The following is a 26,864-nucleotide window of genomic DNA, read 5'->3' on the forward strand; positions in this document are numbered from 1 at the left end:
TTGATACCTCCTAAAATTCTCCTCTAAACATATTCTCGCTGTTTAACGTGCCAATCTCTAAATAATATGACATATATTCGCGTAAAATGCACTGCAGCAGCTCGCCTACACTATCTGCAAGCGCAATTTTTTCAAAGCCGCTCATAGGCATTTTTGAAAAAAACTTTAATATATTAACTATATCAAATTTCGGCGCATAAATCAATGTATCATTGCTGTTATTTCTGCATTTTCCGCAAACCATACCGCCGTCCCGAACACTAAAGTACTGCAACTGCTCTTTCTCTCCGCAGCAGGCACAGCAGTCCAAAACAGGAAAGACGCCTAAAATGCCCATCGCCTTGACTTCATAGGCCAAAACCAGTGTCCGATGCTTCTTCTCCCGCTTCTCCATGGCAGTTAGAAATTCCACGAGAAGATTGAAAAGTTTTGGCTGCGGCAAATCCTCCGGCATCATCTTTTCCGTAAGTTCCAGCACAAACGCGGATTCCATATATTTATCTACATCTTCGCCGATTCTAAAAAAGCTGCGCCTTACCTCTCCACTGTTAAGATTATAGTACTCTCTTCCCTTATATAACTCATAATTTCCATAAGTAAACGGGCGCAGCGCCAGCGCAGCTTTATTCCTGCCTTTCTCGCTTAGACTGCTGCCCGCACTGATTTTTCCATATTTTTTTGTAAATAAAAGAATCATTCGCCTGCCGCCGGCTGCTTTTACCTGCCGAAAGACAATCCCCTCTGTGCTCGTGTACATCCCTTATTCCTTATAACCAAAATTAGACAGTGCAAAGTCGCTGTCACGCCAGTTTTCTTTTACTTTGACCCACAGCTGCAAAAACACTTTAGTTCCAAGAAGTGCTTCCATTTCAAGACGGGCACTTTTGCCGATACCCTTCAGTTTCTTGCCCTGCTTGCCGATGATAATACCCTTATGGGATTTTCTTTCGCAGTAAATTACCGCGCCGATTCTAGTAATGTTCGGCTCTTCCTTATAGGACTCAATTTCTATGGCAACACCGTGCGGCACCTCCTCTTCCAGGTAATTGAGCACCTTCTCTCTGATGATTTCGCTGACAATAAACCGTTCCGGATGGTCTGTTACCATGTCTTCGGGGAAAAACATCGGCCCCTCTTCCAAATAGGTTTCAATCTTTGCAAGCAGCTGCGGTACATTTTTTCCCTCAAGGGCAGAAGTACCGTAGATTGCGTCAAAGACGCCGGTCTCTTCGTACTCGTCAAAAATTTCTTTGTATTCTTCCGGTTCCATTTTATCAATTTTGTTGATAACCAGAATTTTGGGCGTATCCAAATCTCTGATCATATCCAGAATATACTTGTCTCCCGGACCTTTTTTCATGCTGCCGTCAACAAGGAATAGAACCACATCTACTTCTTTATAAGTGTTGACCGCCATTTCCGTCATAGCCTCACCCAGCTTGTTTCTCGCCTTGTGTATGCCCGGCGTATCGATGAACACCATCTGCACACCGTCTGTACCGGTCACTGCCTCATCATCAAATCTGGTATAAATACCACGAATGCTGTTTCTGGTCGTCTGAGGCTTGTCCGTTGTAATTGCAACCTTCTCTCCTAATATGCTGTTTAAAAGTGTCGATTTTCCCACATTGGGACGACCGATAATACCGATAAATCCTGATTTCATCATATTCTAAATCCTTCCGGCAATAATTCCTGCAATGTATATTCTTTCAAATGTTCCTCGTCTTCTCCTACAATCACCCGCAGCGCCGGCGCAAACTCATAGAGAAACTGTCTGCAAATACCGCAGGGAAACGCACACCCCTGTTCTGCTGCGATGGCAATGGTCACGAAATCTGCAGCACCTTCAGAAATCGCTTTCACGCAAGCGGTGCGCTCTGCGCAGATAGTGCCGCCATAAGATGAATTTTCTACATTGACACCAGTAAACACTTTCCCCTCTGCTGTTAAAAGCGCTGCGCCAACCCGAAATCCCGAAAAAGGCACATAGGCGTTTTTTAGGACTGATTGTGCTTTTTGAAATAACTCCCTATCTTCCATGTTCATCTCCTTTTTTGCTAAGGTAATTTATCTTCCGATTCCCAGATACGCCATTACCTGCTCTTCTTTCTCCCGCATTTCGTTCTTGTCTGCCTCCTTCATATGGTCATAACCCAGAAGATGCAGCACACTGTGTGTAAACAGATAAATGATTTCCCGTTCAAAGGCATGTCCAAATTCCTCTGCCTGACGCTGTGCCTGTTCTTTACAAATTACCACATCACCCAGACAAATTTCTCCAACTTCCGGAAGCTCATCGAGGTCATCAAACTGTGGGAACGAGAGCACGTCAGTAACCTTGTCCGTCTTTCTGTAATCCCTGTTCAGGCAGCGAATCTCCTCTTCTCCTACAAAGGTAACACTGATTTCGCTGCGACCTTCGTCGATACCTAAAAGAGTAAGACAGCGTCCGAACGCCTTTTCCATGGTCTCTAAAATTTCCTTACTGACCTGCTGTTCTTCTTCAAAAAATATTTTCATCTGGTAAACCTCAATTATTCCTGTATTTCTTCCGGGTGTTTTTTATAATAGATATCATAAGCGTTAATAATTTTCTTTACTAACTCGTGACGCACTACATCGACATCTTTCAGATAACAAAAGTCGATGTCCTTTACATGCTTTAGCACCCGCTCAGCTTCCACCAGACCGCTCTTCCTGCCTCTCGGCAAGTCTATCTGGGTCACGTCACCGGTCACAACGACCTTAGAGCCAAAGCCCATTCTAGTCAGAAACATTTTCATCTGCTCCCTTGTAGTGTTCTGCGCCTCGTCCAAAATAATGAAAGCGTTGTCCAAAGTTCTGCCTCTCATATAGGCCAGGGGCACCACTTCGATGGCTTCTTTTTCCTTGAGCCTCAGTGCATTTTCTCTGCCCAATACATCATAAAGGGCATCGTAAAGCGGTCTTAAATACGGATCCACTTTTTCCTGTAAATCTCCCGGCAAAAATCCTAGACGTTCTCCTGCCTCTACTGCCGGTCTTGCCAGAATGATTTTCTGAACTTCCTTATTTTTAAAAGCACTTACCGCCATAGCAACTGCAATATAAGTCTTTCCCGTTCCCGCAGGACCAATTCCAAACACAATATCCTTCTTGCGAATGCTGTTTACATACTCTTTCTGTCCGATGGTCTTTGGACGCAGAGGTTTTCCCTTGCTGGTAAAGCAGATAATATCCTTGCTGACATTATTTTCTCTATAAGAAAGTCCCTGCTTCTCAAGACCTATGATATAGTTCACTTTCTGAACATCCAGGTGTTCTCCGCTTCTTTGTACCGCCATCAGTTCCTTTAGGATATTCTCCGCCAGCCCGATTTCCTCTCCTCGAAGAAGAAGACTATCATCTCTTTGGAAAATCTCAACACCTGTGTTATCCTGAATCAAATTCAAATTGGCATCCATATTGCCAAAAAGCTCAATCCGATCTATATCATCCTCTATCTGAATTCTCTTTAGTTCCTCGCTTGCCTTTGTCAATTACAATCTCCTTTTCTACGCCAACTCTCTGGCGAGTTTCTACAGTTCCATACACTCTAATTTTACCTTTTTTTTCGTCAAAGTAAAAGTCTTTATTTAAAATTTCAGCGTTTTTAGGTGTATTTTCTTTTATCCAATCCCGTAAAAGGGCTTCCGCCCGCTTTTTTGACTCCCCGGCATCCATATAGAAGGAAAAATAGTACGGTACTCTTGCCACAATTTTGCCGTCTGCATGAGTATAGTGCTCCAGTTTTGCGTCCTCCTCCACCGGATAGGAGGGATGCTCTATCGGCACGGTACCTGCGATAAGAATATCTCCTTTTTTCACAAAATCGTTCTCGGCTACAAGCGCCCTTCCTTTATAGGTGTAAATTCGCTCGATATAGCAGTCTTGATCGCTGACAATATCACAGGGCTTTTTACTATTTGCGGCGGCAGCTGGTGCCTGTTTACTTTCCGAAATCTGCACTTCTACATAGCCGCCTTCATAAGCCACCCTGCTCCAGACGATAGTATCAAAGTTTTGAAATAGTTTTTTCTCTATATCATCACAGTCAAAACGGCGCAGTGCTCCCTCGTAAAGCCCCTCTTCTGCAATCAGTTCCCTGATACTGGTTTCCGTAATGGTTTCACACCCAATAATATTAATTTCCCGTACAAAGAGTGTCTGTGCAAAGAAAAATAACAGAAACACGCAGATTCCTGCAATCATCATCTTTCCTGCCTTCAATTTTTTAAAAAGGCAGACTGTACCGCCTTCACCAATCTGCGTGATTTTGTATTTGCTCCCTGCCAGTTTTTTTAAAGTGCGCAGACCTTCCTTGCTGACTGTAAAATAAACTTCAGTTTCGTCTTTATAGCGGACTTGACGCAGCAGAATGCCCTTTGCTGCTGCCTGCGAGAGAATCCTCTCCGGCTTAAATCCCTCTAGTTTAACGTTTACCCGATGTTTTATAAAATTCGATTCCTGTGATTTCGCCCTCAAGTTCCATTCGCCCTTCCCAAATTTCACTGATGATAAAACGGTCGCCCGTCACCGTTACATAGAAACGCCCCGTATCTACCGTCACCTGCGTGTCGCTTATTAGCACCACCTGTTTCACATTTTCGATGATGGCAGTTTTCGCAGAAGCTGTAATCTTCGGTCCTCTTATATCAAAATCATATGTAATCTCATTTAGCAGTTTCATAAAAAAAGCATATGACATCAACAGCTCACATATGACAAAGATTTGGGAATAAAAGAAAAGGGAAGAGGCTCCCATTTTTATTGTTGCAGAAATACCCCCGATTTCGGATAACTTTCCCCTCTCCATTGGTACTGTTTTTCACTGCTACCTCTCAGAAATTTTTCCATTTCAGGTCTCATCAGTTCCGGATAGTCAGTAATAATCCCGCTAACGCCCATCTGCAAATACTGTCTGGCTTTCTCAAAGTCATATACCGTCCAGACATATACAGGCAACCCGTGAGTTCTCGCCTGATACACCAGCGAATAACTGATTTGATTTTCTTCCGGTGCAAGAAAATCTATATCATACTTCCAAATGGAGTCATCAATATCTCCAGAAGTGCCAAAGATGCAATATCCCACCCACCATTCAGGATGTGCTGTTGTAATAGGATAAATGCAGTCATAATATAAGGACATAAAAATCGTCCGATCACCAAAATCAAATTTTTCCACTAATTTAATAACAGCCGCCGCCAGTTCCTTCTCATTACCGCCCGACGGTTTCAGTTCAATGAGAAGACCCATACCACTTTTCGCATTCTTTGCAAACCGGATGGCTTCCTCCAAAGTCGGAATCCGTCCTTCCTCCCCCGGATGATTTCTATCTCGAATCTTTCGCGCCTGCAATTCTTTCAAAGTCAAATCTGCCACATTAACCCGCTCCCCGGAAAGACGCCAAAGATTAGTGTCGTGAATCAGCACCGGAACACCGTCTTTCGTTAACTGCACATCCACTTCTGCAAATGCGCAGTTCAAATCAGAAGCTCCCTTTACCGCTTCCATCGTATTTTCAATACCTGCACTGCTTCCCCGATGTCCGATAATCCAAGGCCTGTGAACATCTGTAACAGGTGATAATGCACCTGCTGCAACATAAACTGCAACGCCAAAAAACACTGTAGCTGCCAAAACCATATTCCGTTTCTTTTTCATCTTTACGCTAAAGGCTCTGCCGTGGCGACCTAAAATCTGCAATACAACAGCCCAATCACTTTCCCACACCGGATAATGGTTCCTCTCTCTACCCTCATAATTCTCCCAAACAACAACAAGCAGATAAACACTGCCTGCCAAAACTATGACGGAGACCGCTGTGAAGGCAAGCCAAATGAGAAAATCCAGCCAAAATCCCTGGGTATGTACCAAATACTTGGCAAAATCCAGATCGAAGTCCTTATATTCCAATCGTTTCCTACTGGTAATCCACGTAATATACGGCGTTGCAAAGAAGTAAAAAATCGCCCCGCCTGTTGCTGTCACCTTATACTTCCACGCCATCTTTTTCAAAAGCTTCAAATTACTGCTTACGGCTGTAAGCAATGTTTGCTGTCCCATCACCATATAAATCGGAACAAACATAGTCAGCAAATACAGAATAAAATGCGCAGCATAGATTGCCAGTACGCCGACAATGCCAATAAAACTTCGAATCATTTCTCCCTGAATAAACCACGGAATCTCAACCACAGGTACCATGGTGCTGGTCCAAAGTATATTAGTAAAAGGAATTACTAAAACAAAAACGAAAGCCGACAGAATCAGGTTCCAGCCTTTCAGCGAGTTAAAATTCCAAACAGAGCCTTTGAGAACCTGTGGCAGTTTAAATTCCTCTCCATCCCTGCATAACTTTACGATATGAATAACTACTGCATATTCGTAAAACACCAACATACCAGCACATAAAAATAATGCTGTAAAGATGAGGAATCCATTTACGCTGGAAAAAGTTGCAATAATATCCTTGTTAAAGTTAAGACCTCTGGAGGCTACATAAGTCTGATAAATCTCATTCATCAGCGGGTTTGCCAGACAAATGATAAACAGTTTGTATAAAATTTCAAATTGAATCACTTTCTTTAACACTTTCCTCATGTTCCGTCTCCTCCTTTGTCAATTGATTTCTATTTTACAATATCGCAGCCTTGTGGACAAGTATCTCTTTAAGAAGCTGCCAACGGCTAAAGTTGCAAAAATTTATCTCTTCCAAATAGAAAAAACAACCTGACATTTTGTCAGGTTGTCCTGTTTTCGTATTTTGTGCTTTATGACAGAAATTCCATCACAACTTCTTTTACCAAGGAGCCGTCCGCAAGACCCTTGACCTTGCCCATAACAGGCCCCATCAGCTTACCCATGTTCTGCTTGCCGCCTTCAATTCCCAGTGCGTCTGCAGTTTCCTTGACAATCTCCATGACTTTTTCCTTGGATAATTGTTCCGGTAAGTATCTGTTCAGAATTTCTATCTCCGCGTTATATGCTTCTGCCAGATCTGCTCTTCCAGCTCTTTCAAAATCAGCGAGGGCATCCTTACGCATTTTTACCTGCTTGGATAAAATTGCAATAATGCCTGCGTCGTCCAGTTCTTCTCTGTTATCCACCTCATACTGCTTAATGGCAGCACGAGCTAAACTGATTGTACTCTTAGCTGTTTCATCATGGGCTTTCATTGCCTCTTTAAAATCAGCCATTAATTGTTCTTTTAAAGTCATTTACTCTCACCTCGATCCTAAATGACTAGTATTTCTTAGCCTTTTTTCTAGCAGCTTCAGACTTTTTCTTTCTCTTTACGCTTGGTTTTTCGTAATGCTCTCTCTTTCTGAGTTCGCTCATAACGCCGTCTCTTGCGCATGATCTCTTGAATCTCTTCAGAGCGCTTTCCAAACTCTCGTTTTCTCTAACGATTACCTGTGCCATATTCCAATTCACCTCCTGACTAACTTGAAAATAATTAGCTGTGAACAGTCTTTTGCCTATAACGGAACTATTATACTATTTTTGGCGGCGATAGGCAAGTCTAAAATTAAAAATCTTTTTTTACATTTTTTGCCCGAGTACAAACATTCTGCCTGTGCTGGTCCCTTTCCTTCAGCCTAGTCTCAAAATCAGCGGCACTACAATCGGCACTGCTGCGCTTTGCACAACCCCGCTGATAAAAGAATATATGGCAATGTCGCTTCTCGTGGAACGTTCGATAATCGGCAGGCAAACATCCATAGACGAACATGCCGGCACCGCCATTGCCTCCAGATATCCTATCTTTTTTGCCACCAGCGGTACAATCAAAATTGATATAAACTCCCGCATAACGTTGTGCATAAAGCAAATAGCACTTGCGGTCACAAGTCCTGCTTCCATAATCAGTCCCGGTGCAAAGGTATACCAGCCAAAACCGCCGCCCACTGCAAGGGCTTCCTGCAGCGAGATTTCGGAAAGAATCGGCACACAGACCACCGCCCCAATCAGGGTTCCTGCCATCACTGCCACTGGAAAGAGAAATACACGCACGCCCACCTGTCTAAAATGCTGCATCGCTGTACCGTCCACGCCCATATCAAAGCCGACAAAAAACAGCAGTACGCAGAGTCCTGCATTTATCATCACGTTAATTAGATTTGAAAAAACTTCCATATCCGAAAAAATATGTGGTATACAAAAATGTCCAAAGAGCAGTCCGCCCGCCACACAAAGAACGATGATAGCAGTCATGAAGTTCATCTTGTTGTCCGAAGATGCTTCGTCTGCGTCTCCTTCGGTTTTTATTTCCGTTTCCGACGTCATTTCTCGCACCGTCCCGCCGCAGTCTGCCTTACTTTGAAGATTTCCAAAACGGTCAATCCCCATCAGTTTACGAACTGCCGTCATGGTTATGATGGAAAACAAAATGATGGAAATCGTCATAATCAACGCATAGAGTCCAATTGAATTGAGATTCTCCACCACCTCTCGGTTAGCACCCATTCGCATGCCCATGGAAAAAATCAATATGATAATCGCAAAGGTCTGCAGTCTTCCAGTCCATCGAATCAAAGTCTCGTGATTGCGCAGTTTGCTCCCAAAGAAATAACCAATTACCGCCATCGACAGGTATAGTGCTAAATCCGCCATGCCATATCTCCTTTTTTAACATGCTATGGTTCATTATAATATAAAAACAACAGGCTGACAATAGTTGCCAACCTGTTCTATAAAAAGTATCATTAGCCATCAATACTGACAAAATGATAGCAGCGTGTAGGATTTTGTCAGCAAATCGTAAAGACCCCGTCTTAATACGCCTGAAAACCTGACAGTACTGACAGAATCAAAAATAATTGTCAGTCCTGTCAGGTTTTTTGATAAAAACACAGACAAAACTGACAAAAATCTAAAAAGCTGTCAGCTTTGTCAGTTCCAGAAAATCATTAAACGTTTTCGTGCGTTTTACGTGATTTGTTCTCATTGTTTCTGTTATGCCGTCACAAAGCCCAGCGCGATAAATCCAACTGTCGCAATAGCAAAGGGAAGTGCTACAAGCGGTCCCGAAGTACGGAAATACTCTGCATTGGTAATTTGTGTGGAAGCAGAAGTCAAGATAACTGTGTCTGAATACAGACAGATATGACCGCCAAATGCAACGGCAGAAATCAACGCACCACCACAAAGCAGAGGACTTACCCCCAGAGCTGCTGACAGCGATCCTACAATCGGGAATGCAATGGCTGCAAGTCCCCAGAAGCTGCCGGAAGCAAAAGAAAGCAGTCCGATTACCACAAACACTGTTGCAGGAAGCAACGCTGGGTTTACAGCTTTCAATGCCACACCTACAACAAACTCAACAAGTCCCAGCTGTGCATTGACCTCAATTAAGGTGTACGACAAAATAATTACAACCAGCATACCGAACATGTCCTGCAAGCCATCCATGATATTGTCAAAATACTCCTTTGCAGTCATGAGTCTCTGCGGCAGATACATGACAAAGCACAGCGCCAACGCAGCAAACACACCAACGAGCAGATCTTCTGTGGTTACGGTTAACACCGCTACCAATAGAATCGGCGCCAAAAAGTTAATTGCTCTGCACTTTTTATCCTTAAATTTCAATTCTTCATCGGGCAGTTCTCCAAGCTGTGTTTTTGATTCTGGTGAAAATACTTCGCCAGTCGTCAAGGCTCTCTTCTCGGATTTTTTCATAGGTCCGAAGAGCGGAATTATTTTTAGAATAAACAAAGGCACGCAGATTACAGCCAGCCAGCCGTAAAGCATAAACGGAATGGTATGAATATATGCGCCTGATACGCTATAACCGCCCAGCATATCTGCCTTTTCCATCAAACCGCCCATGAATGCAGCCCATGATGAAAACGGAATAATTGCGCATACGGTTACACCTGTTGAGTTAATAATGTATGCCAGCATTTCCCTCGAAACTCTTTCGTTATCAGTAATTTTTCTTACTGCCGCCCCCACTGCCAGACAGTTTAAATAATCGTCAACACAAACAATAATACCTAAAATCCATGTGCCGATCATGGACATCTTTCTGGTTTTCAGGATTTTTTCCGATAGTCTGCTGAAGCCCAGCGCGCCGCCTGCTTCTGTAATCAGCTTAATTAGTGAACCGAACAATCCGCAGATTAAAAGCACCCACGCTGTATTTTCATCGGTCATGACTACATACAAAGAATCCAAAAATCCGTTAAACGCTTCCACCGGATTTCCACCGGCAATCATGAGAAATCCTGCAGCTACACCTAATAAAATAGAAATAAATGTATCCTTTGTAATCAGTGCTGACGCCAAAATCACAAGAACCGGAATTAAACTCCAAAATCCATAACTCATAAAATCATCTCCTCTCTGGTTTATTTAAAACTCTTTTCTGATAAAGTAATTTTTGCAAGCGCCGCTGTAAAAATTATAGCATTTTCCAACAAACACGTTTCTGTGATGTACTCATTTTCTGCATGACAAGTATCTTCATCTCCCGGAAAAATGGGTCCCCAGGATACGATATTAGGCATTGCCTTTGCATAGGAACCACCGTATGCCAGCACAAATTCATTTTTTCTGCCGCAGCCCTCTTCATAGGCCTGTCCAAAGGCATGCATAAAAGGTCTGTCTTTGCTCACATATACAGCAGGCATGTTGGTAATCACCTGCACTTTGCCGCCGCATGACTCCAAAAGGCTCGTAATCTTTCCAATCAGCTTACGGTCATCCGTACCGTATGCATAACGAATGTCAACGTATACCTCCAGCGCATCGTCAGTTGTACAAATTCTTGTCGGTGAAAATACGTTTCTGTCCACGTACTCTCCGTTTATGTACTGTTTCTCGTTGGAAAGCCCAATCCCTTCTCCATACAAATCTGAAAACCATTCTTCTAATCGTTTCAGACTCATCCAGATTGTTCCCTCTTCAAGAGAATATGTCTTTAATTTCTGCGCCATCAAAAAAATTGCATTTTGGCCTTTTTCCGGCTGACAGGCATGTGCGCTTTTCCCCTCGATGTTTATAACTTCCTCCCGGATTTTCTTCCCCTCTTCATACTGAAAAAGTTTTGCAGTGCAGCTGCCCGGCACAGTATTGACTGCGCTATCTGCGAAAAGTTCTGTTAAAAACAGTCCACTTTCCGATATCTGTTCCACCGGAAAAGACAGACACATCGTCATGCAGCCCTTTTCAATATTGCACAAGGGAAATTCCCCATCTGGCGTAAAACCATAATCAGGAAGAGGATACTGTTTCACATAAGCGTCCATATCCGACCATTCCCCTTCCTCCTGCGTGCCCAAAATCAGTTGAATTTTTTTATGCACTGGCATTCCACTGTCTTTAATCGCTTTCATGGCGTAAAGGGAAGCGATAATCGCACCTTTGTCGTCCAAGGTTCCCCTCCCGTACAGTTTGCTATCCTTTTGTACGAGAACAAAAGGAGGCGTCTGCCAAGCTGCTAGATTTCCCGGCGGAACGACATCTACATGCGCTAAAATCCCCACTGTTTCGTCACCATCGCCCAGCTCAATCACACCTACCTGCTCATCAAGGACACTTTTTGCGGAAAATCCCATATCGCGAGCCAGCTTCAAAATATATCGAAGTGCCTGCCTCACTTCCTTTCGATTCTCCGTTATACTGGGAATCCTGACAAATCCGGCTAAATCCCTTATCATGAATTCTCTTTGCCCTGCAATATAAGACTTCACTGCCGATATTTCCATTGTTTCACCTCCTCACAAAAAAGCATAAACCTCGGGGTAACCCCGAGGTCAATGATTTTCTGCAAACTTTTTTATTTTTTTCCTTTTCTTTGTCTGTGAATCGGCGCATAAATCTTGTATAGCCCACGTCGTGCGCCACCAACATAATAATTGGTATCTTCACGACCATAAAATATTCCTGTCAGTTTTATGCCCTGGTCAGCCGCGTAGTCCAACATAGGCTGAATCATTTCAAGTGGCTGACTGCTATAATGCACCTCTGTAATCAAGCAGTAGTCCTCCTGCTCCAAAATTGCGCTTTCACTTAAATTGGACGGGCTCAACTTCTGTATGCCTGCAACGGAAAGATATCTCTTGAGCTTTGGCGCTTCCTCATTTAAATCATAGTAAAAAGACATAGATACACTGCCCCAGTCCTCTTTATCAAAATCAAAACACTCCTGCAAATACCACACCATATGGCTTGCTTCTTCAAAACATCCCGGCCTTCTGAACTCCGCCGGCATAGAGCCAATCTGAAATTTTCCAAGAAGAAGCAGTTCGCTTCTGTACTCGTCTTCCCAGTTCGTCAAAGAATGAAGTGCGTCTACTCTTTCTTTTATTTCTCCTATAAGCTCATTTTTTCTGGTTTCAATAACCCCTGCAATTTCCTGCAGTGCAAGACCCGACATGATGTCTTTGATATCCTTCATAGTCAGCCCCATGGAGCGATAAAACATAATGTCAGTCAGCTTCATTAAATCCTCCGACGAATAAACCCAGTAATTATTTTCTTCATTTCTTTTCGGCGTAATAATCCCTTCTTTTACATAATAGCGAATCGTTTCTGTAGATATACCGAGGGCTTTTGAAATTTCTCCTACGGTCAGATACATGGCCTGCCTCCTTGTCCGCTGTATTATTGTGCAACAGTCCGTTGTACTTTTTATGCCAGTTCCTTTTCTAGTTATTCGTCCCAAGGTTATTATACCATTATTTTTTACTTTTTCAATATATGTGGATAACAGTATTACATTCATCTACCGCCACATTCCCCATCTCTACCAAGGAGAATATCAAGACCGTGAGGCAGTGCCGGCAGAATAAATTCCAGCTGCTCTTTTACCGCCTTAGGGCTTCCCGGCAGATTGATAATCAGCGTCTTTCCACGGAGGACTGCGACTCCGCGAGAAAGCATCGCTTTTGGCGTAATTTCAAAAGATTTAGCGCGCATATACTCTGCAATTCCCGGCACATTTCGCTCTGCCACTGCAAGGGTTGCTTCCGGTGTTACATCCCTAGGTGAAAGACCTGTGCCTCCGGTCGTCAAAATTAAATCCAGCTTCTCTACATCGCAGAGATTACGCAGGGTCTGTTCGATTACAGACTGCTCATCGGGAAGTAATACACTGCAAACAACCTGATAACTGTCTTCTTCAACGTCCTCCAGCAGCTTTATGATGAGAGGCCCGCTTTCATCTTTTCTCTCGCCTTTAGCGCCTTTATCGCTAAGGATCATTACTGCCGTTCTATACGTCTGATTACTGATGTGATTCTTTTTCTCTGAAAATGACATGACCGCTTTTGCCTCCTTCTTTTTCTTCAAGGTGAATTTCTCCGATCTCCATGAATTTATCCATGGCTTTACACATGTCATAGACGGTTAACAGCGCCACGCTGGCTCCCGTTAGTGCCTCCATTTCCACGCCGGTTTTTCCGCTGGACTTTGCAGTACAGATACAGGTAATAATGCAATGGATATCATCCAGCATCCAGTCCACAGAAAGGCCTGCTAATGGCAGCAGATGACACATCGGAATCAGTTCCCACGTCTTTTTAGCCGCCATAATCCCCGCTGTGGTTGCAACTGTCAGCACATCGCCCTTTGCAACGCGCCCCTCTATCACCGCAGCATAAGCCTGCTGTGACATCTTGATACAGCCTCTTGCTACAGCGCGCCGCTCTGTTACATCCTTTTCCGCCACATCTACCATCCGCGCATTTCCCTTTTCATCAAAGTGTGTCAGCTTCATGTTCATCCTCCGTTATCACTTCCATCCTATCTCCGACTTTTACTTTTCCACCCTTGATTACCTTTGCAAATACGCCTTCTGTCGGCATAATACATTTGCCGACAGCCTGTGCAATGGCGCATCCGTGATGACATTCTTTTCCGATTTGCGTAAGGACCAGTTTCGCATCTCCAATCTGAAATATACTGCCAAGGGGAAGTCGTGCAAAATCCACGCCGCTTACCACCAAATTTTCACCAAAATCCCCATCATCCACTGAAACTCCCAGCGCCTTAAATGCCTCTATCTTTTCCCAGGAAAGAAGGGAAACCTGCCTATGCCACGTTCCTGCATGAGCATCGCCTACAAGACCATGGTTTTCTAAAAAAACTGCCTTTCCCACGTTTTTCTTTACAGTCCCCTTTTTTTCACTGGTACACACTGCTTTTACAATTCCTATCATTGTCATCCTCCTATCTGGTACATACTGCGCGTTTCACTGTTGCCTGTATCTGATGTGCAAAACATATGCCGGCTGGGCTTGCTGAAAATTCCATCTGTAATTGCCGACAAAATCTCTGTATCCGTCGCCTTTGACCGCAAAAGCTTTCGCAGATCAATCCCCATATTATGATGCAAACAGGGTTTTAAGAAGCCTCCGGCAGTCAATCGAATTCGATTACATTCTTTACAAAAACTATGGGACATTGGACTAATCATGCCGATTCTTCCACAGAATCCGTCCAGCTTGTAATAAACTGACGGACCGTTACCCCGCTGCTCAAGTGTCAGCTGCGGGGTGCCGTAAACCTCCTCCAATACTTTCAGCACCGTCTCTTGTGTATATCCTGCAAAATTCTTTCCAGGTCCCATAGGCATCATTTCAATAAAACGCACATCCATAGGATAGTCCTTTGCCAGGGCTGCCAACGATGCAATTTCATTCAGGTTATATTCTGCCAAAGTCACTGTATTGACCTTGACCGCAAGATTTTCTTGTTTACAACAGGCGTCCAGAGCCTCAATGACCTGCTTTAATTCTCCTCCTCTTGTGAGAGTTCGATAGCAATCCTCCTTCAGCGTATCTATACTGATGTTAATACCGTCAATTCCTGCATCTAACAAGCCCGGCAGCTGCTCCTTGAGTAACAGACCGTTGGTCGTCAGCGTTACTTCTTGGATTTCAGAAATCCCCTTAAGGCCTCTGACGAGGTGGGAGATATCTTTTCGCACCAAAGGTTCTCCGCCTGTCAGCTTTATTTTGCGAACGCCGCATTTTGCAAACAAGCCGGCCAAACGAAGAATTTCCTCAAGGGATAAAATCTCTCCATGCGCACATGGGTCGATTCCTTCAGGCGGCATACAGTATCTGCACCGTAAATTACATCGATCTGTCACTGAAAGGCGCAGATAGTCTATATTTCGTTCAAATTGATCTTTCATTTTTTCTCAAAGCCTCCATCCCTGTACTTTACCACTGCATGACCACAGTGAGTCAATCTGCACCCTCTGTTTTCGTCAAAATCTTTGTTAGCAATGTGGCATAAAAAGGCGCTGGCAATGCCGGTATGTACCACAACTAAGAATTTTTTCTCCTTGGGATGTGCCTCCATCATTCGAAAAAGGGTTTCCTCCATCCGGCTTGCTGCCTCTGCAAAGGTTTCCCCTGCCGGCGGTGGCACTGACGGATGCAAGCCCCGCAGTGCATACTGCAACGGAAATTCTTTTTCAATCTGTTTGAAATGCATACCTTCCCACAGCCCCATGTCCATTTCAGAAAGCCCGCTTTCCACTCGAATTTCCCGCATACCTTCAGCTAATACTACAGCTGTCTGTTTGCTTCTTAGAAGCGGGCTGCAATAAACTGCTTTTACACTTTTGACTCTGCGAAAAAAGGAGGTTTCCATCAGTTTCTCAATCTGTTCAAATCCGGAAGGCGCTAAGGGTGGGTCGCTACCTTTTCCCAGACAGACCCTACCGTTTTCCTGTAAAATTGAAACTCCATGGCGCACCAAATAAAAAGTTCTGTCACTCATTTTAATTCTCCGTTTTTTCACCTTTCCTTAGGGCAGCCCGCACTGCAATCATCTCCGCTGCAATGCTGACAGAAATTTCCGCCGGTGTCTGTGCACCGATGGAAAGACCGATGGGCGAATGAATTCTTGCAATATCCGCTTCTGAAAAGCCATCACCAAGAAGCCGTGTACGTGTTGTCTGCACTTTGCTTCTACTGCCGATCATCCCCGTATAAGCTGTGTGCTTTTCCAAAACTTGACGCAGCACCGTATAATCAAAGGCATGACCGCGGGTCATAATCACCGCAAAGTCTGCTTCGTTCAGCCGCAAACGATCATTAACACAATCAAAGGATCCGCAAATAACTTCTTTTGCCAAAGGAAAATCTGCCGGATCTGAAAATTCCTCCAAGCTGTCATATACGACACAAGAAAAGTCTACTCCGCTCAGCACCGGCACCAATTTTCTGGCAATATGACCTCCTCCAAAAATGTAGACCTTTCCTTTCACTGCCAGCGGCTGAATGTAGTAGCTTCCCGTCTCCCTCCAAGAAGCTGTAGCCGCCGTGCTCAAACAGTTTAAATACTGAATAGCAGACTTTGCCCCTGCTACCACTTCCGTCTCTGAAAGAACGCTGACAGTGCTGTACTGCCTTTCATCCACCTCAAATACAATCCAGCGATTTTCGTCGCTTTCTGCCTCCTTGCAGATAGTTTCATAAAGAGCGCAGTTTTCATCTGATGGCGCGATATACTGCAAATATACTCTGATATCGCCGCCGCAAATCATTCCCAAATCCTGTACATCATTGGGGTGCAGCATAAAAAAATCCGTTTTAGAGCGACCTTTTTTCATCACATCCGCCGCCATCTTGGAAACCCTATGTTCCACAGCTCCTCCACCGATTGTTCCAAAGCACTGCCCACTTTGACTGACTGCCATACTAGTACCTGCGCCTCTGGGCGCCGAGCCTTCGCTTGAGATAATCGTAATCAGCGTACACGCCTTTCCTTCCTCCAAGTTTTCCTTAATAAATCGACAAATCTGCTTCATTTCTACCTCCTGTTAACGTCTGTACCAGTCAAAACAGCCCGAAAATATTTCCTGACCGCAAGTTTTAAGCTGTTTGCAAAACAGCTCATAAGAACCGATTAACTGCCTGCAAGATGGCGTTAAGGTGGATCCTCCGCCTCCTATCCCGCCCGAATTTTTACAAAGCATGGAAAATCCGGCTCGTCGCTCTGCATTTTTAATAAGCTTCCACCCGTAGCTATAGGCAATGCCCATTTCCTCACATGCTTTTTTTAATGAACCTAAGCGATCCACAAAATTCAGCAAGTAAACCAATTTTTCGTCAAAAAATATCTCTCCATACTGCAAAGACACCTGACATGTAAAGGTAAAAGGTGTCACCCTGCTTCCCATAAGCGTTTCCCTCTCCCAAGCCTGTTTCTTCTCCACTAAAAGACGATAGTCTTCCTTCGTATCCATGTCCATAAGTACAAAGGGATCCTCCACCGCTATCTCTGTGACAGCCTGGATTTTTTTCAACGCCCCGTAAAGCCCTTCCCGTCCGTCATGGGAAAGAATTTTCTCATAAGCAGCCTCCGAAAAAATCACAGGATGTCCGCTGATACCGTTATGCACAGGATATACGACGCCTTCACTTTTTTCCGCTGCGCAAAGGAGCTTCTCCACGGTTTCTTCTGTCACCGCGGGAATGTCTACCGGCCACAGAATCACGTGCTCCGCCCTGTCTTTCATATAGTCAAATCCCATGCAGATGGAGTCGAACATATGACTTTTCCTGTATGCGCCGTTATATAAAATAGTAATATCTTCCTGCTGCAAAGCATAGTTCATCTCTTCAGCCCGATATCCTGTTACCACTGCAATTTCCGTCACCTTCTTTGCTTTGAGCAGATGCAGAATAGATTGCAATACTGTAGTTTCTCCAAAAGGCATCAAAGGCTTAAAATTGCCCATACGTGAAGACAGTCCTGCCGCCGGTATCACAGCAGCAAAGGTTTTTTTCTTCATCGCTCAGTACCTCCCAAATGTACAATTGGGAAAATGACAAACCTCGCACAGTTGACACAGTCCCCCTTCTGCTAAGGCCAGCATATCTTCTTTTGTTATTTTCACATCAGTAAACAGCTGGGGCAGCAATACGTCTAAAACTGTAACCGGCAGACTGATAGCCGCTCCCGGTACGCCGACCAGCGCAGCTTTGCCCAAATAAGAAACCAAGGTCATATTGCCCGGCTGACTTGGCACACCATATGTGATAATCTCAGCACCACACGCTTTGATTGCCGCTGGTGTCAAATCATCAGGATCTACCGACATACCGCCTGAGAAAAGTAAAAGTTCTGCACCCTGATTCAAATATGACTGCGCCGCTTCGACAATCTGCTCCTGTCTGTCATCGCAAATTGTTGCGCCAAGCACTTCACAAGGAAAAGCTGTCAGCTTCTTTTTCGCTACCATTTCAAATTTGTCGGCAATTCGTCCCTCATATATTTCCGACCCGGTGATGATAATACCGACCTTTTTCTTTTTATAGGGCAAAAGAGCCAACAGGTTTTCATTCTGACATAGTTTCTCTGCCTGTTCAATTTGCTCTTCCGTTGTCACCAGCGGTATGATTCTCATAGAAGCCAGTCTGTCTCCTTTCTGAACGGGATAATGATCCGGCAAAGTCGTTATAGTAATGTCACCTATTCGATTTATTTCCGAAAGAAGTCTGCGGTTTACCCGAAACATTCCGGAGGTATCTGCTTTCAGTACCATTTTTCCTTCAGATGGTCCCTCGTAATGTGCATCCTGCAACGATGCCATAGCAGCAAGGCGCTGTGCCGCCTCCTCTTCATGTATTTCCCCAGCCTTATCTTCCCAAATAAAAATATGCTTCTTACCGATTGCCAATAAAGCTTCTATATCCTTCTTAGAAATCACATGTCCGCGGCGAAATGCCGCACCTTTAAATCCGTCTCTCATGGCGGTAATATCGTGACATAATCTTTGTCCGACGGCATCTTCTACTCTGATTTTTTTCATTTTCTATTTTCCTTCCTTATTTACTCTGTCAGCAGCATGACGGCAGCAGGCGGCAAATAAATCTCGACCTCTGTACAGTCCTTCTTCTGCATCTCATCTAGTCCAAAAGGCAGCTGGCAGCGCAGAATCGTTTCTGCTTTTGCCCCATGGGGTCTAAGCAAAAGAATGAAGCAGTCCGGATTTTCCAAATATCCTTCTACTGTACATTTGCAACGATTTTCCCTTGGATCCTCTGGTCTTACCAGCCTGAGATCCCCTTCTCTGATTCCAACATAGCAGGCTGCGCCGGCTCTGTCCTGCGCCTTCTTCGCCCAAAGCTTTAGATTCCAGTCCTGCGCATATACCCATCCGCCCGATTGACATATTGCCCGAGAAAAATTTCTGCATCCTAAAAGCTGTGCGCCTTTTTTCGTTTTGGGATTGCGATAAAGCTCTGTCTTTTCTCCGATGTTCTCTATAACGCCTTCACCCATAACTGCAATACGTCTTGCCATACGATAGCTCTCCTCTATATCGTGGGAAACTAAAATAGCAGTTTTTCCAAAGTCTCTCAGCAACAGCTTAATCTCCTGCTCCATCCTCTGACGAAGATGAGAATCAAGCGCCGAAAAGGGTTCGTCCAAAAGCAGTATTTCCGGAGCTGAAAGCAACATTCGGGCGAGGGAAGTTCGCTGTCTTTGTCCACCGGAAAGCTGCGCAGGATAGTGATTCATCAAATTCTTTAATCCCATTCGTTCAATCATATCCAAAGCTAAGCTTTTCCGAAGGGATTTTTTTCTGCGATAGGCGCCTGCCATAATATTTTCCAGTACCGTCATTGAGGAAAACAAGGCATAATCCTGAAACAAAAGCCCCGTATGCCTCTGCTGCGGCGGCAAGTCGATACCCTTTGCCGAATCAAATAGCACCTTTTGATTCAGTACAATCCGGCCACAATCCGGTTTTTCAATTCCTGCAATGCATTTCAGCGTCATAGTCTTTCCGCACCCTGAAGAGCCTAATATTGCCAACGTTTCTTCACCTGCCTGAAATTGTACTGACAGCTGAAAATTCCCAAGTCTCTTTTCAAGTTCTACTTCTACGGCCACTTTTCTTTCCCCTTTCCTGCTTTCTTTCCAGCAGATTCACAGCTAAAAGTACAATAAAGGAAATACCCAAATTGACAAGTACCCACCTGCCCGCTAGCCCGTCCTGTCCGGTCTGCCACAGTTGGTAAACTGTCGTTGAAATTGTAGCGGTTTTTCCCGGCATGTACCCTGACACCATACTGGTTGCTCCATATTCGCCAAGACCTCTTGCAAAAGTCAAAACCGTTCCTGCAAGAATTCCCTGTCTGCATTCCGCCATACGAATATGCCAAAAAACATACGTATCCGTCAGCCCTAAGGTTCTGCCCGCATATGCCAAATTTTCATCAAAGGATTCAAATGCACCTCGCGCCGTTCTATACATCAGCGGAAAAACGACTACTGCAGTTGCAAAGATAGCAGACCACCACTGCATAGTCAGCTTGACATCGAACATCTCAAGAAGCCAGCTTCCAACCATTCGCCTTGGACCCAGTATTTTCAGCAGCAGAAAGCCTATCACCGTAGGCGGCAGTACAAGGGGCAGGGTTAGAGCTACGTCTAAACAGCCTTTGACAAGTCGCGGTAATTTGGAAATGTAGTATGCCGCAGCAATCCCTGAAAAAAATACCAAAACTGTACTGATTAAGGCAATACGCAGCGAATTCAGCAGCGGAAACCAATCCATACTTTTCTCTCCTTCTATACTTCAAGTTATCACTGCTACACGGGTGTAAAGCCATACTTTAAAAATACAGCAGCAGCTTCTTCGCCCTGCAAAAAGTCTAAAAATGCTTTTGCCTCTTCAGTTTTTTTTGATGTATCCAGCAAAGCCGCCGGATAGATAACCTGTCCGCACATCTTTTCCTCCGCAGTATCCACTACGGTTAATCCCGCAGTCTTTGCATCTGTCTCATAGATAATGCCGCAATCTACCATTGCCTCTGTCAACTGGGTTGTAACTTCTTTTACATTGCTGCCGTAGGTAATCAGTCCTGCCTTAGACAGCGCCTGTTCTGAAAGCCCCAGGTAATCCAAAATCTTCTGGGTATACTGCCCTACAGGTACATCGCTGTTACCCATAGCTAAAATAATCGTTCCCTCTTCAAGCCCTTTTTTTAGATCCTCAAAGGATTCTATTTCTGCGGGATTTCCCTCCGGCACTGTTAGAACCACCTTGTTCTCCAAAATATCAAAGCGGCTGTCCTCTACACGGTCAGAAAGAGCATCCATCTGCTGCTGGGCTGCGGATATAAAGATGTCGCACGCTCCACCTTCTTCAATTTGGGTCAGCAGCGTTCCTGAAGAGTCGAAATTAAATACCAGCTTTACTTCTTTATTCTCCTGCATATATGTATTTCCAAGTTCTGTCAAGACTTCAGTCATAGAAGCTGCTGCAAATACGTGCAGCTCTGCAGGCTCTGTTTCTTTCTCCCTTTCTCCGCAGCTCCCGAGTAAAAGCAGAAGTATCATTGTCAGCAATATTGCTGCCTGTTTACATGTTTTTTTCATCGCTTGCCTCCTTATCATACCGTTATATTCCTACAAGAATAACGGTGCTTCCAGCAAAGCAGGAATTCTTTCATTCCTGCTTTACTTTTCCATATTGGTTATATCAGCTTTTCCAAAGTTCTGCGGGTTAGTACTTCTAGCAGATGTACCTTATAGGCATTTTCTGCAAGGGGTACACAATCTTCAACAGCAAGGGCTGCTGCTTCCTCTGCTACTTGGCGAGTCAGATCTTTTCCGCGAAGAAACTCTTCTACTTGGTGCATCCGCTTTGGAACCGGCGCTGCCGCTCCAAATACGACTCTGATGTCCTTGACCTTCTGTCCGTCCATATCCGCATTTAACGCGATGCTTAGGATTGGGAAATCGATGGACTTTCTGGTTCTATGCTTGTAGTAAATCTGCTTGTTTCCGGCTGCCGCTTGCGGCACACGAATTTTCGTAACGATTTCGCCTTTTTCCAGCACGGTAGAGCCCATAACAGCCGCCTTAAAGAAATGCTCTGCCAAAATCTCCCGTTCATTTGTTACGATCATCGCATCAAGTGCAATTAGGGCTGTGCCTACATCCGTAGGACTGACAGCTACACATCCGCAGTTTAAGCAGCGCTCTGCCTCCTGCAAAATTTCTTCTATGTTGAGGGTCGTAGAAATTTCTTTATACAGTTCCCGCTCCTCTAAAGGTGCATTGGCAGTCTTTGCTTTTTCCGTTTTCTGCAGCGCATATGAGCTGAAGGAGATTTTTTCGCCTCTTTCAGTCTGTACCACTTCCTCCATTCCGCCGATGGTTTCGCAGATGGACTTTGCACAGTTTCTTCCTTGGAAAATTGCCTTGACTGCAGTTGCCGGGCCATAGGCTGCATCTCCTGCTGCAAAGATTGCTTCTTCAAAGGTCTTTCCGCTTTCTTTTTCAGAAAGCGCAATCAGTCTGCCGCCGCTGCTTAAGGACTCAAAGCCTTCTAAATCAATGGTCTGTCCGATTGCAACTATGACATTATCTGCCTCAAGCTCTCTGGTTACATCCTGAACCGGCGCAATATTCCCAAGCCCCGTTTCATCCTCATCGATTTTTTCCATTTGCTGTAGTACCAGCGTTTTAACTTCTCCGTTTTCTCCTTTGATGACCTTCTGCAAGGTGGTCAAATCCAGGATTTGTACGCCCTCTTCCAGCGCTTCTGTAATTTCCTCCTCTTCTGCCGGCATTTCGTCATATGGCAGAATACTCAGCAGAGTAACTTCCTTTGCTCCCATCTTTCTTGCACTTCGACAAACGTCGAAGGAAGTATTACCGCCGCCGATAACGACTACTTTTTCTCCCAGCTTCTGCGGTACTCTGTCCGCTGCTTTTTGCAGAAATTCAAGGGCATTGAGTACGCCTTCTGCATCTTTTCCCTCAAATTCAAGACCCAGTGAAACCCATGCACCAATTCCTACAAGAACAATATCACATTCCTTGTATAAATCTTCCAGTGTAACAGTTTCTCCTACCTTGGTATTCATCCTGAAGTTCACACCCAGACCCAGCAAGATTTCCTTATATCTTGCCAAGATTTCCTTTGGCAGTCTGTAGGACGGAATTCCGTAATATAGCATACCGCCGATTTCCGGATTCTGATCCAGTATCGTCACTGTATGTCCCGCCTGCCGCAGATAAAATGCCGCTGATAATCCGGCAGGACCACTGCCGATAACGGTAACCTTTTTGCCGCTTTCTTTCTTAGGCGGGGTAATGAAATCTTCCGGATGTTCCAGCACATAATCGCCGAGAAAACGTTCTGCTTCCCTAACGGAGACACTTTCATCAAATTTCTTTCTGTTGCAGGTCTGCTCACAGGTATGAGGACAGATTCTGCCCGTTACCGCTGCCAATGGATTGACTTCAAAGAGAATCTTTGCAGCACCTGCAATATCGCCGCTGCGCAGCCGCTCCATATAAGCCGGTATGTTGGTAGAGTTTGGACACTCCACTTGGCACGGCGGATCGCAGACTTTGAAAGCTCCGAAAACTGAATGATATAGATTGTTTCCTACCACTGCGTTGCAGCGTTCTCCGCCTTTTCTAAGACAGTTAAACTTATCGCCCTGATAGCGATAATACCAGCAGCGTACCTGTTGGCAGATGTTGCCGCCGACTGTCGCAACGTGTCTGATTTGTGGCGATGCAACTGTTCTTGCCGCCTCTGCCAATGCCGGAAAAATTTGGTTGATTTCCGCATTTTTCTCAATTTCAGAAAGTGTTGTTGCCGCGCCCAGCGTTAAATAGTTTTCATCTTTGATAATACCTTGTAAATCCTCCGCCTTTTTCAAAGATACTATTTCATTAATTTGCTGTGGCAAAATGCCTTCCCTAATGACGCCGATCAGGTCTGTGCCGCCTCCCATAGGCCAGGAGGAATCACCTTTTTCCTTCAGCAGCGCGGAAGCTTCCTTTGCGCTTCCTGCATAATATACTTCTAAATCTTTCATGCTCTGTTTCCTCCCTTTTCCATCAGTTTATTTAAAACTTTCGCAGGTGTAATGGACTGATCGTCAATTCTGATTCCCACAGCATTATAAATTGCGTTGGCAATAGCTGCACCGGCGCCTGTAAATGCCCCTTCTGCCATGCCTGCAGCGCCATATTTTCCAAGACCTTTCCATTCCTCTATCAAAACAGGGGTAATCTGTTTTGGAAAATCTGCCATGGTCATCATTTTATAGTCGATATAGTTATTGTTTAAAACAGTTCCAGTCTCTTTATCGTAGTGAAGTTCTTCAAAGAGGACTTCTCCGATTCCCATGGCCTGTCCGCTGATCTGATGACTTTCTGCTCCGGAGGCGTGCATAACGCAGCCCACATCATTGAGGACTACCATATCGGTTACCTCAACCTGGCCTGTTTCAATATCTACCTCTACATCTGCAAACCATGCGCCAAATGGCAATCCTGCTTCCTCTCTCACATTATGGCGCGCATGATGAATATGAATTGGTACACAGTCGGTATGCAGCATGAACCATTCAACACCAATACGGTTTTCCGGCTTTACCTTTTCAAAGACATACCCGTCTTCGATTTCCAATTCTTCCGGACTTTTTTCCATATATTCGCCGACTCTGCGCAGGATTTCACTCTTTAGCTTCTGCGCACCTTCTGCCATCGCCTCTGCGTAAAGGAAAGAAACGACACTGTCTGTCGGTGCATTATCCCGCAGTCCCAATTCCGTATCGCCAAGTGGTGTCCACAGAATATCTTCCGGTTTAATATTGAGATAATGCAGATTTTCTGCACAGGCAAAGACTGCTGCACTGTTGCCGCCAGCTCCTGTTTCTGAGGTCGGCGCTTGAATAATTACCGACATATCCGGATTCAGTCTGATGCTCACTTCATAGAAGCCGCGCGTTAATTCATTAAGTTCTGCATGCCACTGATTCCATACAGCTACACCCATGCCACGTTTTTTACATCCTTCAATCAACTGCCCTTCACCGGCCTTATGGCGATTTTTCCAGCCGATTATTTTTGCACCTTCGTCCAGCACTCTGCAAATACTCCGATTCTTTTCCCCCGGCCAATTAAAGTCATTGGTGCAGTTCAGCTTAATAATATCTATCACATCAATGCCGGTTCTTTCCGCCAGTTCATCTAACAGCGACATAAAGCACCAGCAAAGCTGCACATTCCCGATACCGCGTACGACACCACCCGGAACTTTATTTGTAAACCAAGTATAGGAATACAGGCTGACATGTTCAACAGGAGCAAAGGCTCTGTTCATGGTTTCACTGACAATGAACTCTACATTATGGTCACAGCCGCCGATATATGCGCCGCTGTTTCCCTCTGCGATCATTTCCATACCGGTAATCTTTCCACAATTTGTGCAGGCTGCTTTAATTTTATATCGATTTTCACTTCGGGTTTCGTGAAACTCTTCATGGTTTGTCATCTTATATCTGACAGGCCTGCCTCCCGCTCTTTTTGACAGATACGCAGTAATCATAAAGAAGATATCTTCCCCAGTGTTCCATTTACCCATATGTGCGCCGCTGTTTCCGTTCCTGACACGGATTTTATTTAAAGGAACGTGGGTATAATCGTGAAGATACATTCTGGTTTGGTCACTCATATAATGGTTGGTCCAAACGTCCATTTTGTCCTCATCCCAGCGTATCACGCAGCCTCTGTACTCCAAACAGCCATGGGTGCTGACCCCGCCATAGGTTTTTTCTACCTCCAGTACAAAGTCAGCTTCCCGCAAAGATTTTTCTACATCTCCTCTCTTATAGAAGAGATGGTTCTCAATTCCATCTTCACTGTGTCTAAGCTGGTTTGTAGAAGGGTTCAGTTCCGGATGCAAAATCGGTGCATCCGGCTTTTTCGCCTCATCCATTTCATATACAGCCGGAAGAATTTCCCACTTAATGTCGATTAGTTTTAAAGCTTCATCTGCAATTTCAGGGGTTTCAGCCGCAACTGCAACTCCCATATGATCTCCGACCCAAAGACCTGTCTGCGGTAAGAAATCCCTGTCCCAATAACGCGTAATCGTATCCGACTCTTTTGGCGTAATGGCAATATCTGTCCACGCATGGGTGGTTCTGCCAAGCGCCCGGATTTCTTCATCGTCATAGCGAAGCACTGCAAAAACGCCCGGCAGTTCCTCGGCTTTCGTCGTATTCATCTTTAAAATTCTTGCATGGGGATACGGGCACTGCAAAATCTTTGCATAGAGCATGCCCGGCAGTTTTCCCTTCAAGGTGATATCATCCAAATACTGGGTTTTCCCGAGGGTCTTCTCCTTGGCATCAATCTTCGGACGATATGTACCCATATAACGTTTTTGCTCTCTCGGCACATAGGCAATCCTATCTTTACTCATTTGAAGCCTCCTTTGCCTCTTCCCTGCACTTGCAAATATGGTCTGCGGCTTTTTCTACCGCTTTGTGGATTCCGTGATAGCAACCGCAGCGGCAAATATGACCTGACAATGCTTCCGTAATTTCTTCGTCTGTGGGGTTTGGATTTTCATTGAGTAAAGAATGCGTTTCCATAACAAAGCCCGGCGTACAAAAACCACACTGCATGGCAGTCCCTTCTCCGGGTCCGTATGTATTGACAAAAGCATCAACCACAGGATCACTTCCATCTAAGCCCTCTATAGTCAAAATATCACATCCATCTGCATCGGTTACCAGCATCATACACGAAAGTGCTGATTTACCATTTATTAAAACCGTACACGCACCACAAGCACCCTGCTCGCAGGATACGCGTACGCCTGTCAAACCGAAGTGTTCTCTCAGCACCTTTGACAGTGTATCCGCCTCTTCATAATCCCTTCCCTTTTTCAAGGCATAGGCACGTCCATTTACATTCATTTGAATTACATCTTTGTTCATTTTGTTTGCCCCTTTCTCTCCATGGCAATCACTTTTTACTTATACCTATAAATACAGCAAAAAATATGCCAAAGGCTGTTTTCATGATTTTCTGTTGTTTTT

The 26,864-nt window shown here is 44.6% G+C and carries 28 protein-coding genes; all 28 read right to left on the reverse strand.

Translation table 11 applies throughout. The features are described from left to right. Positions 1-10 precede the first annotated feature (10 nt). The 28 genes from recO to D1155_RS00470 all read right to left on the reverse strand — a co-directional run bounded on the left by recO (position 11) and on the right by D1155_RS00470 (position 26,762). The gene (gene recO / locus D1155_RS00335; RefSeq protein ID WP_160200424.1) at positions 11-757 is read right to left on the reverse strand and encodes a DNA repair protein RecO; all 747 of its coding nucleotides are present in this window, start codon (positions 755-757) and stop codon (positions 11-13) included. A 3-nt stretch (positions 758-760) separates the two neighbouring features. Beyond that, positions 761-1,669 carry a GTPase Era gene (gene era, locus D1155_RS00340; protein ID WP_161880223.1) on the reverse strand — a complete coding sequence of 303 codons (909 nt, stop codon included), beginning with the start codon at positions 1,667-1,669 and terminating at the stop codon, positions 761-763. Continuing rightward, entirely contained in the window at positions 1,666-2,070 is a 405-nt protein-coding gene (gene cdd / locus D1155_RS00345; RefSeq protein WP_338548181.1) for a cytidine deaminase, read from the reverse strand. The genes era and cdd overlap by 4 nt, the downstream gene beginning before the upstream one ends. Next, positions 2,071-2,523 carry an rRNA maturation RNase YbeY gene (gene ybeY, locus D1155_RS00350; protein WP_160200426.1) on the reverse strand — a complete coding sequence of 151 codons (453 nt, stop codon included), beginning with the start codon at positions 2,521-2,523 and terminating at the stop codon, positions 2,071-2,073. A 14-nt stretch (positions 2,524-2,537) separates the two neighbouring features. After that, on the reverse strand, positions 2,538-3,446 hold the full coding sequence (locus D1155_RS00355; RefSeq protein WP_160200726.1) for a PhoH family protein: 909 nt from the start codon (positions 3,444-3,446) through the stop codon (positions 2,538-2,540). Positions 3,447-3,474: 28 nt separating this feature from the next. Further along, the gene (locus tag D1155_RS00360; RefSeq protein WP_160200427.1) at positions 3,475-4,506 is read right to left on the reverse strand and encodes a sporulation protein YqfD; all 1,032 of its coding nucleotides are present in this window, start codon (positions 4,504-4,506) and stop codon (positions 3,475-3,477) included. Continuing rightward, complete coding sequence (locus D1155_RS00365; RefSeq protein WP_160200428.1) at positions 4,454-4,711, reverse strand: YabP/YqfC family sporulation protein; 258 nt, start codon at positions 4,709-4,711, stop codon at positions 4,454-4,456. Before D1155_RS00365 ends, D1155_RS00360 begins: the two co-directional genes overlap by 53 nt. 77 nt (positions 4,712-4,788) lie before the next feature. Beyond that, the gene (locus tag D1155_RS00370) at positions 4,789-6,627 is read right to left on the reverse strand and encodes a glycerophosphodiester phosphodiesterase family protein (RefSeq protein WP_160200429.1); all 1,839 of its coding nucleotides are present in this window, start codon (positions 6,625-6,627) and stop codon (positions 4,789-4,791) included. Between the two features lie 170 nt (positions 6,628-6,797). Continuing rightward, complete coding sequence (locus D1155_RS00375; protein WP_160200430.1) at positions 6,798-7,244, reverse strand: GatB/YqeY domain-containing protein; 447 nt, start codon at positions 7,242-7,244, stop codon at positions 6,798-6,800. A gap of 25 nt (positions 7,245-7,269) precedes the next feature. After that, a complete protein-coding gene (gene rpsU / locus D1155_RS00380) occupies positions 7,270-7,449 on the reverse strand; it encodes a 30S ribosomal protein S21 (protein ID WP_022146591.1) in 180 nt (59 codons plus the stop codon). 171 nt (positions 7,450-7,620) lie between these two features. After that, positions 7,621-8,640, reverse strand: coding sequence for a lysine exporter LysO family protein (locus tag D1155_RS00385; protein ID WP_160200431.1), 1,020 nt, complete (start codon positions 8,638-8,640; stop codon positions 7,621-7,623). Between the two features lie 342 nt (positions 8,641-8,982). Beyond that, the gene (locus D1155_RS00390; RefSeq protein WP_160200432.1) at positions 8,983-10,359 is read right to left on the reverse strand and encodes a Na+/H+ antiporter NhaC family protein; all 1,377 of its coding nucleotides are present in this window, start codon (positions 10,357-10,359) and stop codon (positions 8,983-8,985) included. Positions 10,360-10,379: 20 nt separating this feature from the next. Further along, entirely contained in the window at positions 10,380-11,738 is a 1,359-nt protein-coding gene (locus D1155_RS00395) for a Sapep family Mn(2+)-dependent dipeptidase (protein WP_160200433.1), read from the reverse strand. A gap of 71 nt (positions 11,739-11,809) precedes the next feature. After that, entirely contained in the window at positions 11,810-12,613 is an 804-nt protein-coding gene (locus D1155_RS00400; protein ID WP_160200434.1) for a MerR family transcriptional regulator, read from the reverse strand. Positions 12,614-12,753: 140 nt separating this feature from the next. Continuing rightward, complete coding sequence (locus D1155_RS00405; protein WP_306770910.1) at positions 12,754-13,323, reverse strand: MogA/MoaB family molybdenum cofactor biosynthesis protein; 570 nt, start codon at positions 13,321-13,323, stop codon at positions 12,754-12,756. Then, on the reverse strand, positions 13,259-13,756 hold the full coding sequence (gene moaC, locus D1155_RS00410; RefSeq protein WP_347560943.1) for a cyclic pyranopterin monophosphate synthase MoaC: 498 nt from the start codon (positions 13,754-13,756) through the stop codon (positions 13,259-13,261). The genes D1155_RS00405 and moaC overlap by 65 nt, the downstream gene beginning before the upstream one ends. After that, the gene (locus D1155_RS00415; protein WP_347560948.1) at positions 13,731-14,189 is read right to left on the reverse strand and encodes an MOSC domain-containing protein; all 459 of its coding nucleotides are present in this window, start codon (positions 14,187-14,189) and stop codon (positions 13,731-13,733) included. Before D1155_RS00415 ends, moaC begins: the two co-directional genes overlap by 26 nt. A 5-nt stretch (positions 14,190-14,194) precedes the next feature. After that, the gene (moaA, locus tag D1155_RS00420) at positions 14,195-15,172 is read right to left on the reverse strand and encodes a GTP 3',8-cyclase MoaA (protein ID WP_160200437.1); all 978 of its coding nucleotides are present in this window, start codon (positions 15,170-15,172) and stop codon (positions 14,195-14,197) included. Then, positions 15,169-15,765 carry a histidine phosphatase family protein gene (locus D1155_RS00425; protein ID WP_160200438.1) on the reverse strand — a complete coding sequence of 199 codons (597 nt, stop codon included), beginning with the start codon at positions 15,763-15,765 and terminating at the stop codon, positions 15,169-15,171. The genes moaA and D1155_RS00425 overlap by 4 nt, the downstream gene beginning before the upstream one ends. A gap of 1 nt (position 15,766) precedes the next feature. Further along, positions 15,767-16,798 carry an XdhC/CoxI family protein gene (locus D1155_RS00430; RefSeq protein ID WP_160200439.1) on the reverse strand — a complete coding sequence of 344 codons (1,032 nt, stop codon included), beginning with the start codon at positions 16,796-16,798 and terminating at the stop codon, positions 15,767-15,769. 12 nt (positions 16,799-16,810) lie between these two features. After that, positions 16,811-17,785: an NTP transferase domain-containing protein gene (locus tag D1155_RS00435; RefSeq protein WP_160200440.1), complete on the reverse strand. Its 975-nt coding sequence runs from the start codon at positions 17,783-17,785 to the stop codon at positions 16,811-16,813. A 3-nt stretch (positions 17,786-17,788) separates the two neighbouring features. Then, entirely contained in the window at positions 17,789-18,805 is a 1,017-nt protein-coding gene (locus D1155_RS00440) for a molybdopterin-binding protein (protein ID WP_160200441.1), read from the reverse strand. Between the two features lie 20 nt (positions 18,806-18,825). Then, the gene (locus D1155_RS00445; RefSeq protein ID WP_160200442.1) at positions 18,826-19,893 is read right to left on the reverse strand and encodes an ABC transporter ATP-binding protein; all 1,068 of its coding nucleotides are present in this window, start codon (positions 19,891-19,893) and stop codon (positions 18,826-18,828) included. Then, positions 19,871-20,560 carry a molybdate ABC transporter permease subunit gene (modB, locus tag D1155_RS00450; protein WP_160200443.1) on the reverse strand — a complete coding sequence of 230 codons (690 nt, stop codon included), beginning with the start codon at positions 20,558-20,560 and terminating at the stop codon, positions 19,871-19,873. Before modB ends, D1155_RS00445 begins: the two co-directional genes overlap by 23 nt. A 35-nt stretch (positions 20,561-20,595) precedes the next feature. Beyond that, entirely contained in the window at positions 20,596-21,384 is a 789-nt protein-coding gene (gene modA, locus D1155_RS00455; protein ID WP_160200444.1) for a molybdate ABC transporter substrate-binding protein, read from the reverse strand. A gap of 98 nt (positions 21,385-21,482) precedes the next feature. Further along, positions 21,483-23,846, reverse strand: coding sequence for an FAD-dependent oxidoreductase (locus D1155_RS00460; protein WP_160200445.1), 2,364 nt, complete (start codon positions 23,844-23,846; stop codon positions 21,483-21,485). Then, on the reverse strand, positions 23,843-26,242 hold the full coding sequence (locus tag D1155_RS00465) for a xanthine dehydrogenase family protein molybdopterin-binding subunit (RefSeq protein ID WP_160200446.1): 2,400 nt from the start codon (positions 26,240-26,242) through the stop codon (positions 23,843-23,845). Before D1155_RS00465 ends, D1155_RS00460 begins: the two co-directional genes overlap by 4 nt. Then, positions 26,235-26,762, reverse strand: coding sequence for a (2Fe-2S)-binding protein (locus D1155_RS00470; protein ID WP_160200447.1), 528 nt, complete (start codon positions 26,760-26,762; stop codon positions 26,235-26,237). Before D1155_RS00470 ends, D1155_RS00465 begins: the two co-directional genes overlap by 8 nt. Positions 26,763-26,864 lie beyond the last annotated feature (102 nt).

This window comes from Anaerotruncus sp. 80 (assembly GCF_009936115.1).
GTDB classification, from domain to species: Bacteria; Bacillota; Clostridia; order Peptostreptococcales; family Anaerovoracaceae; genus Senimuribacter; species Senimuribacter intestinalis.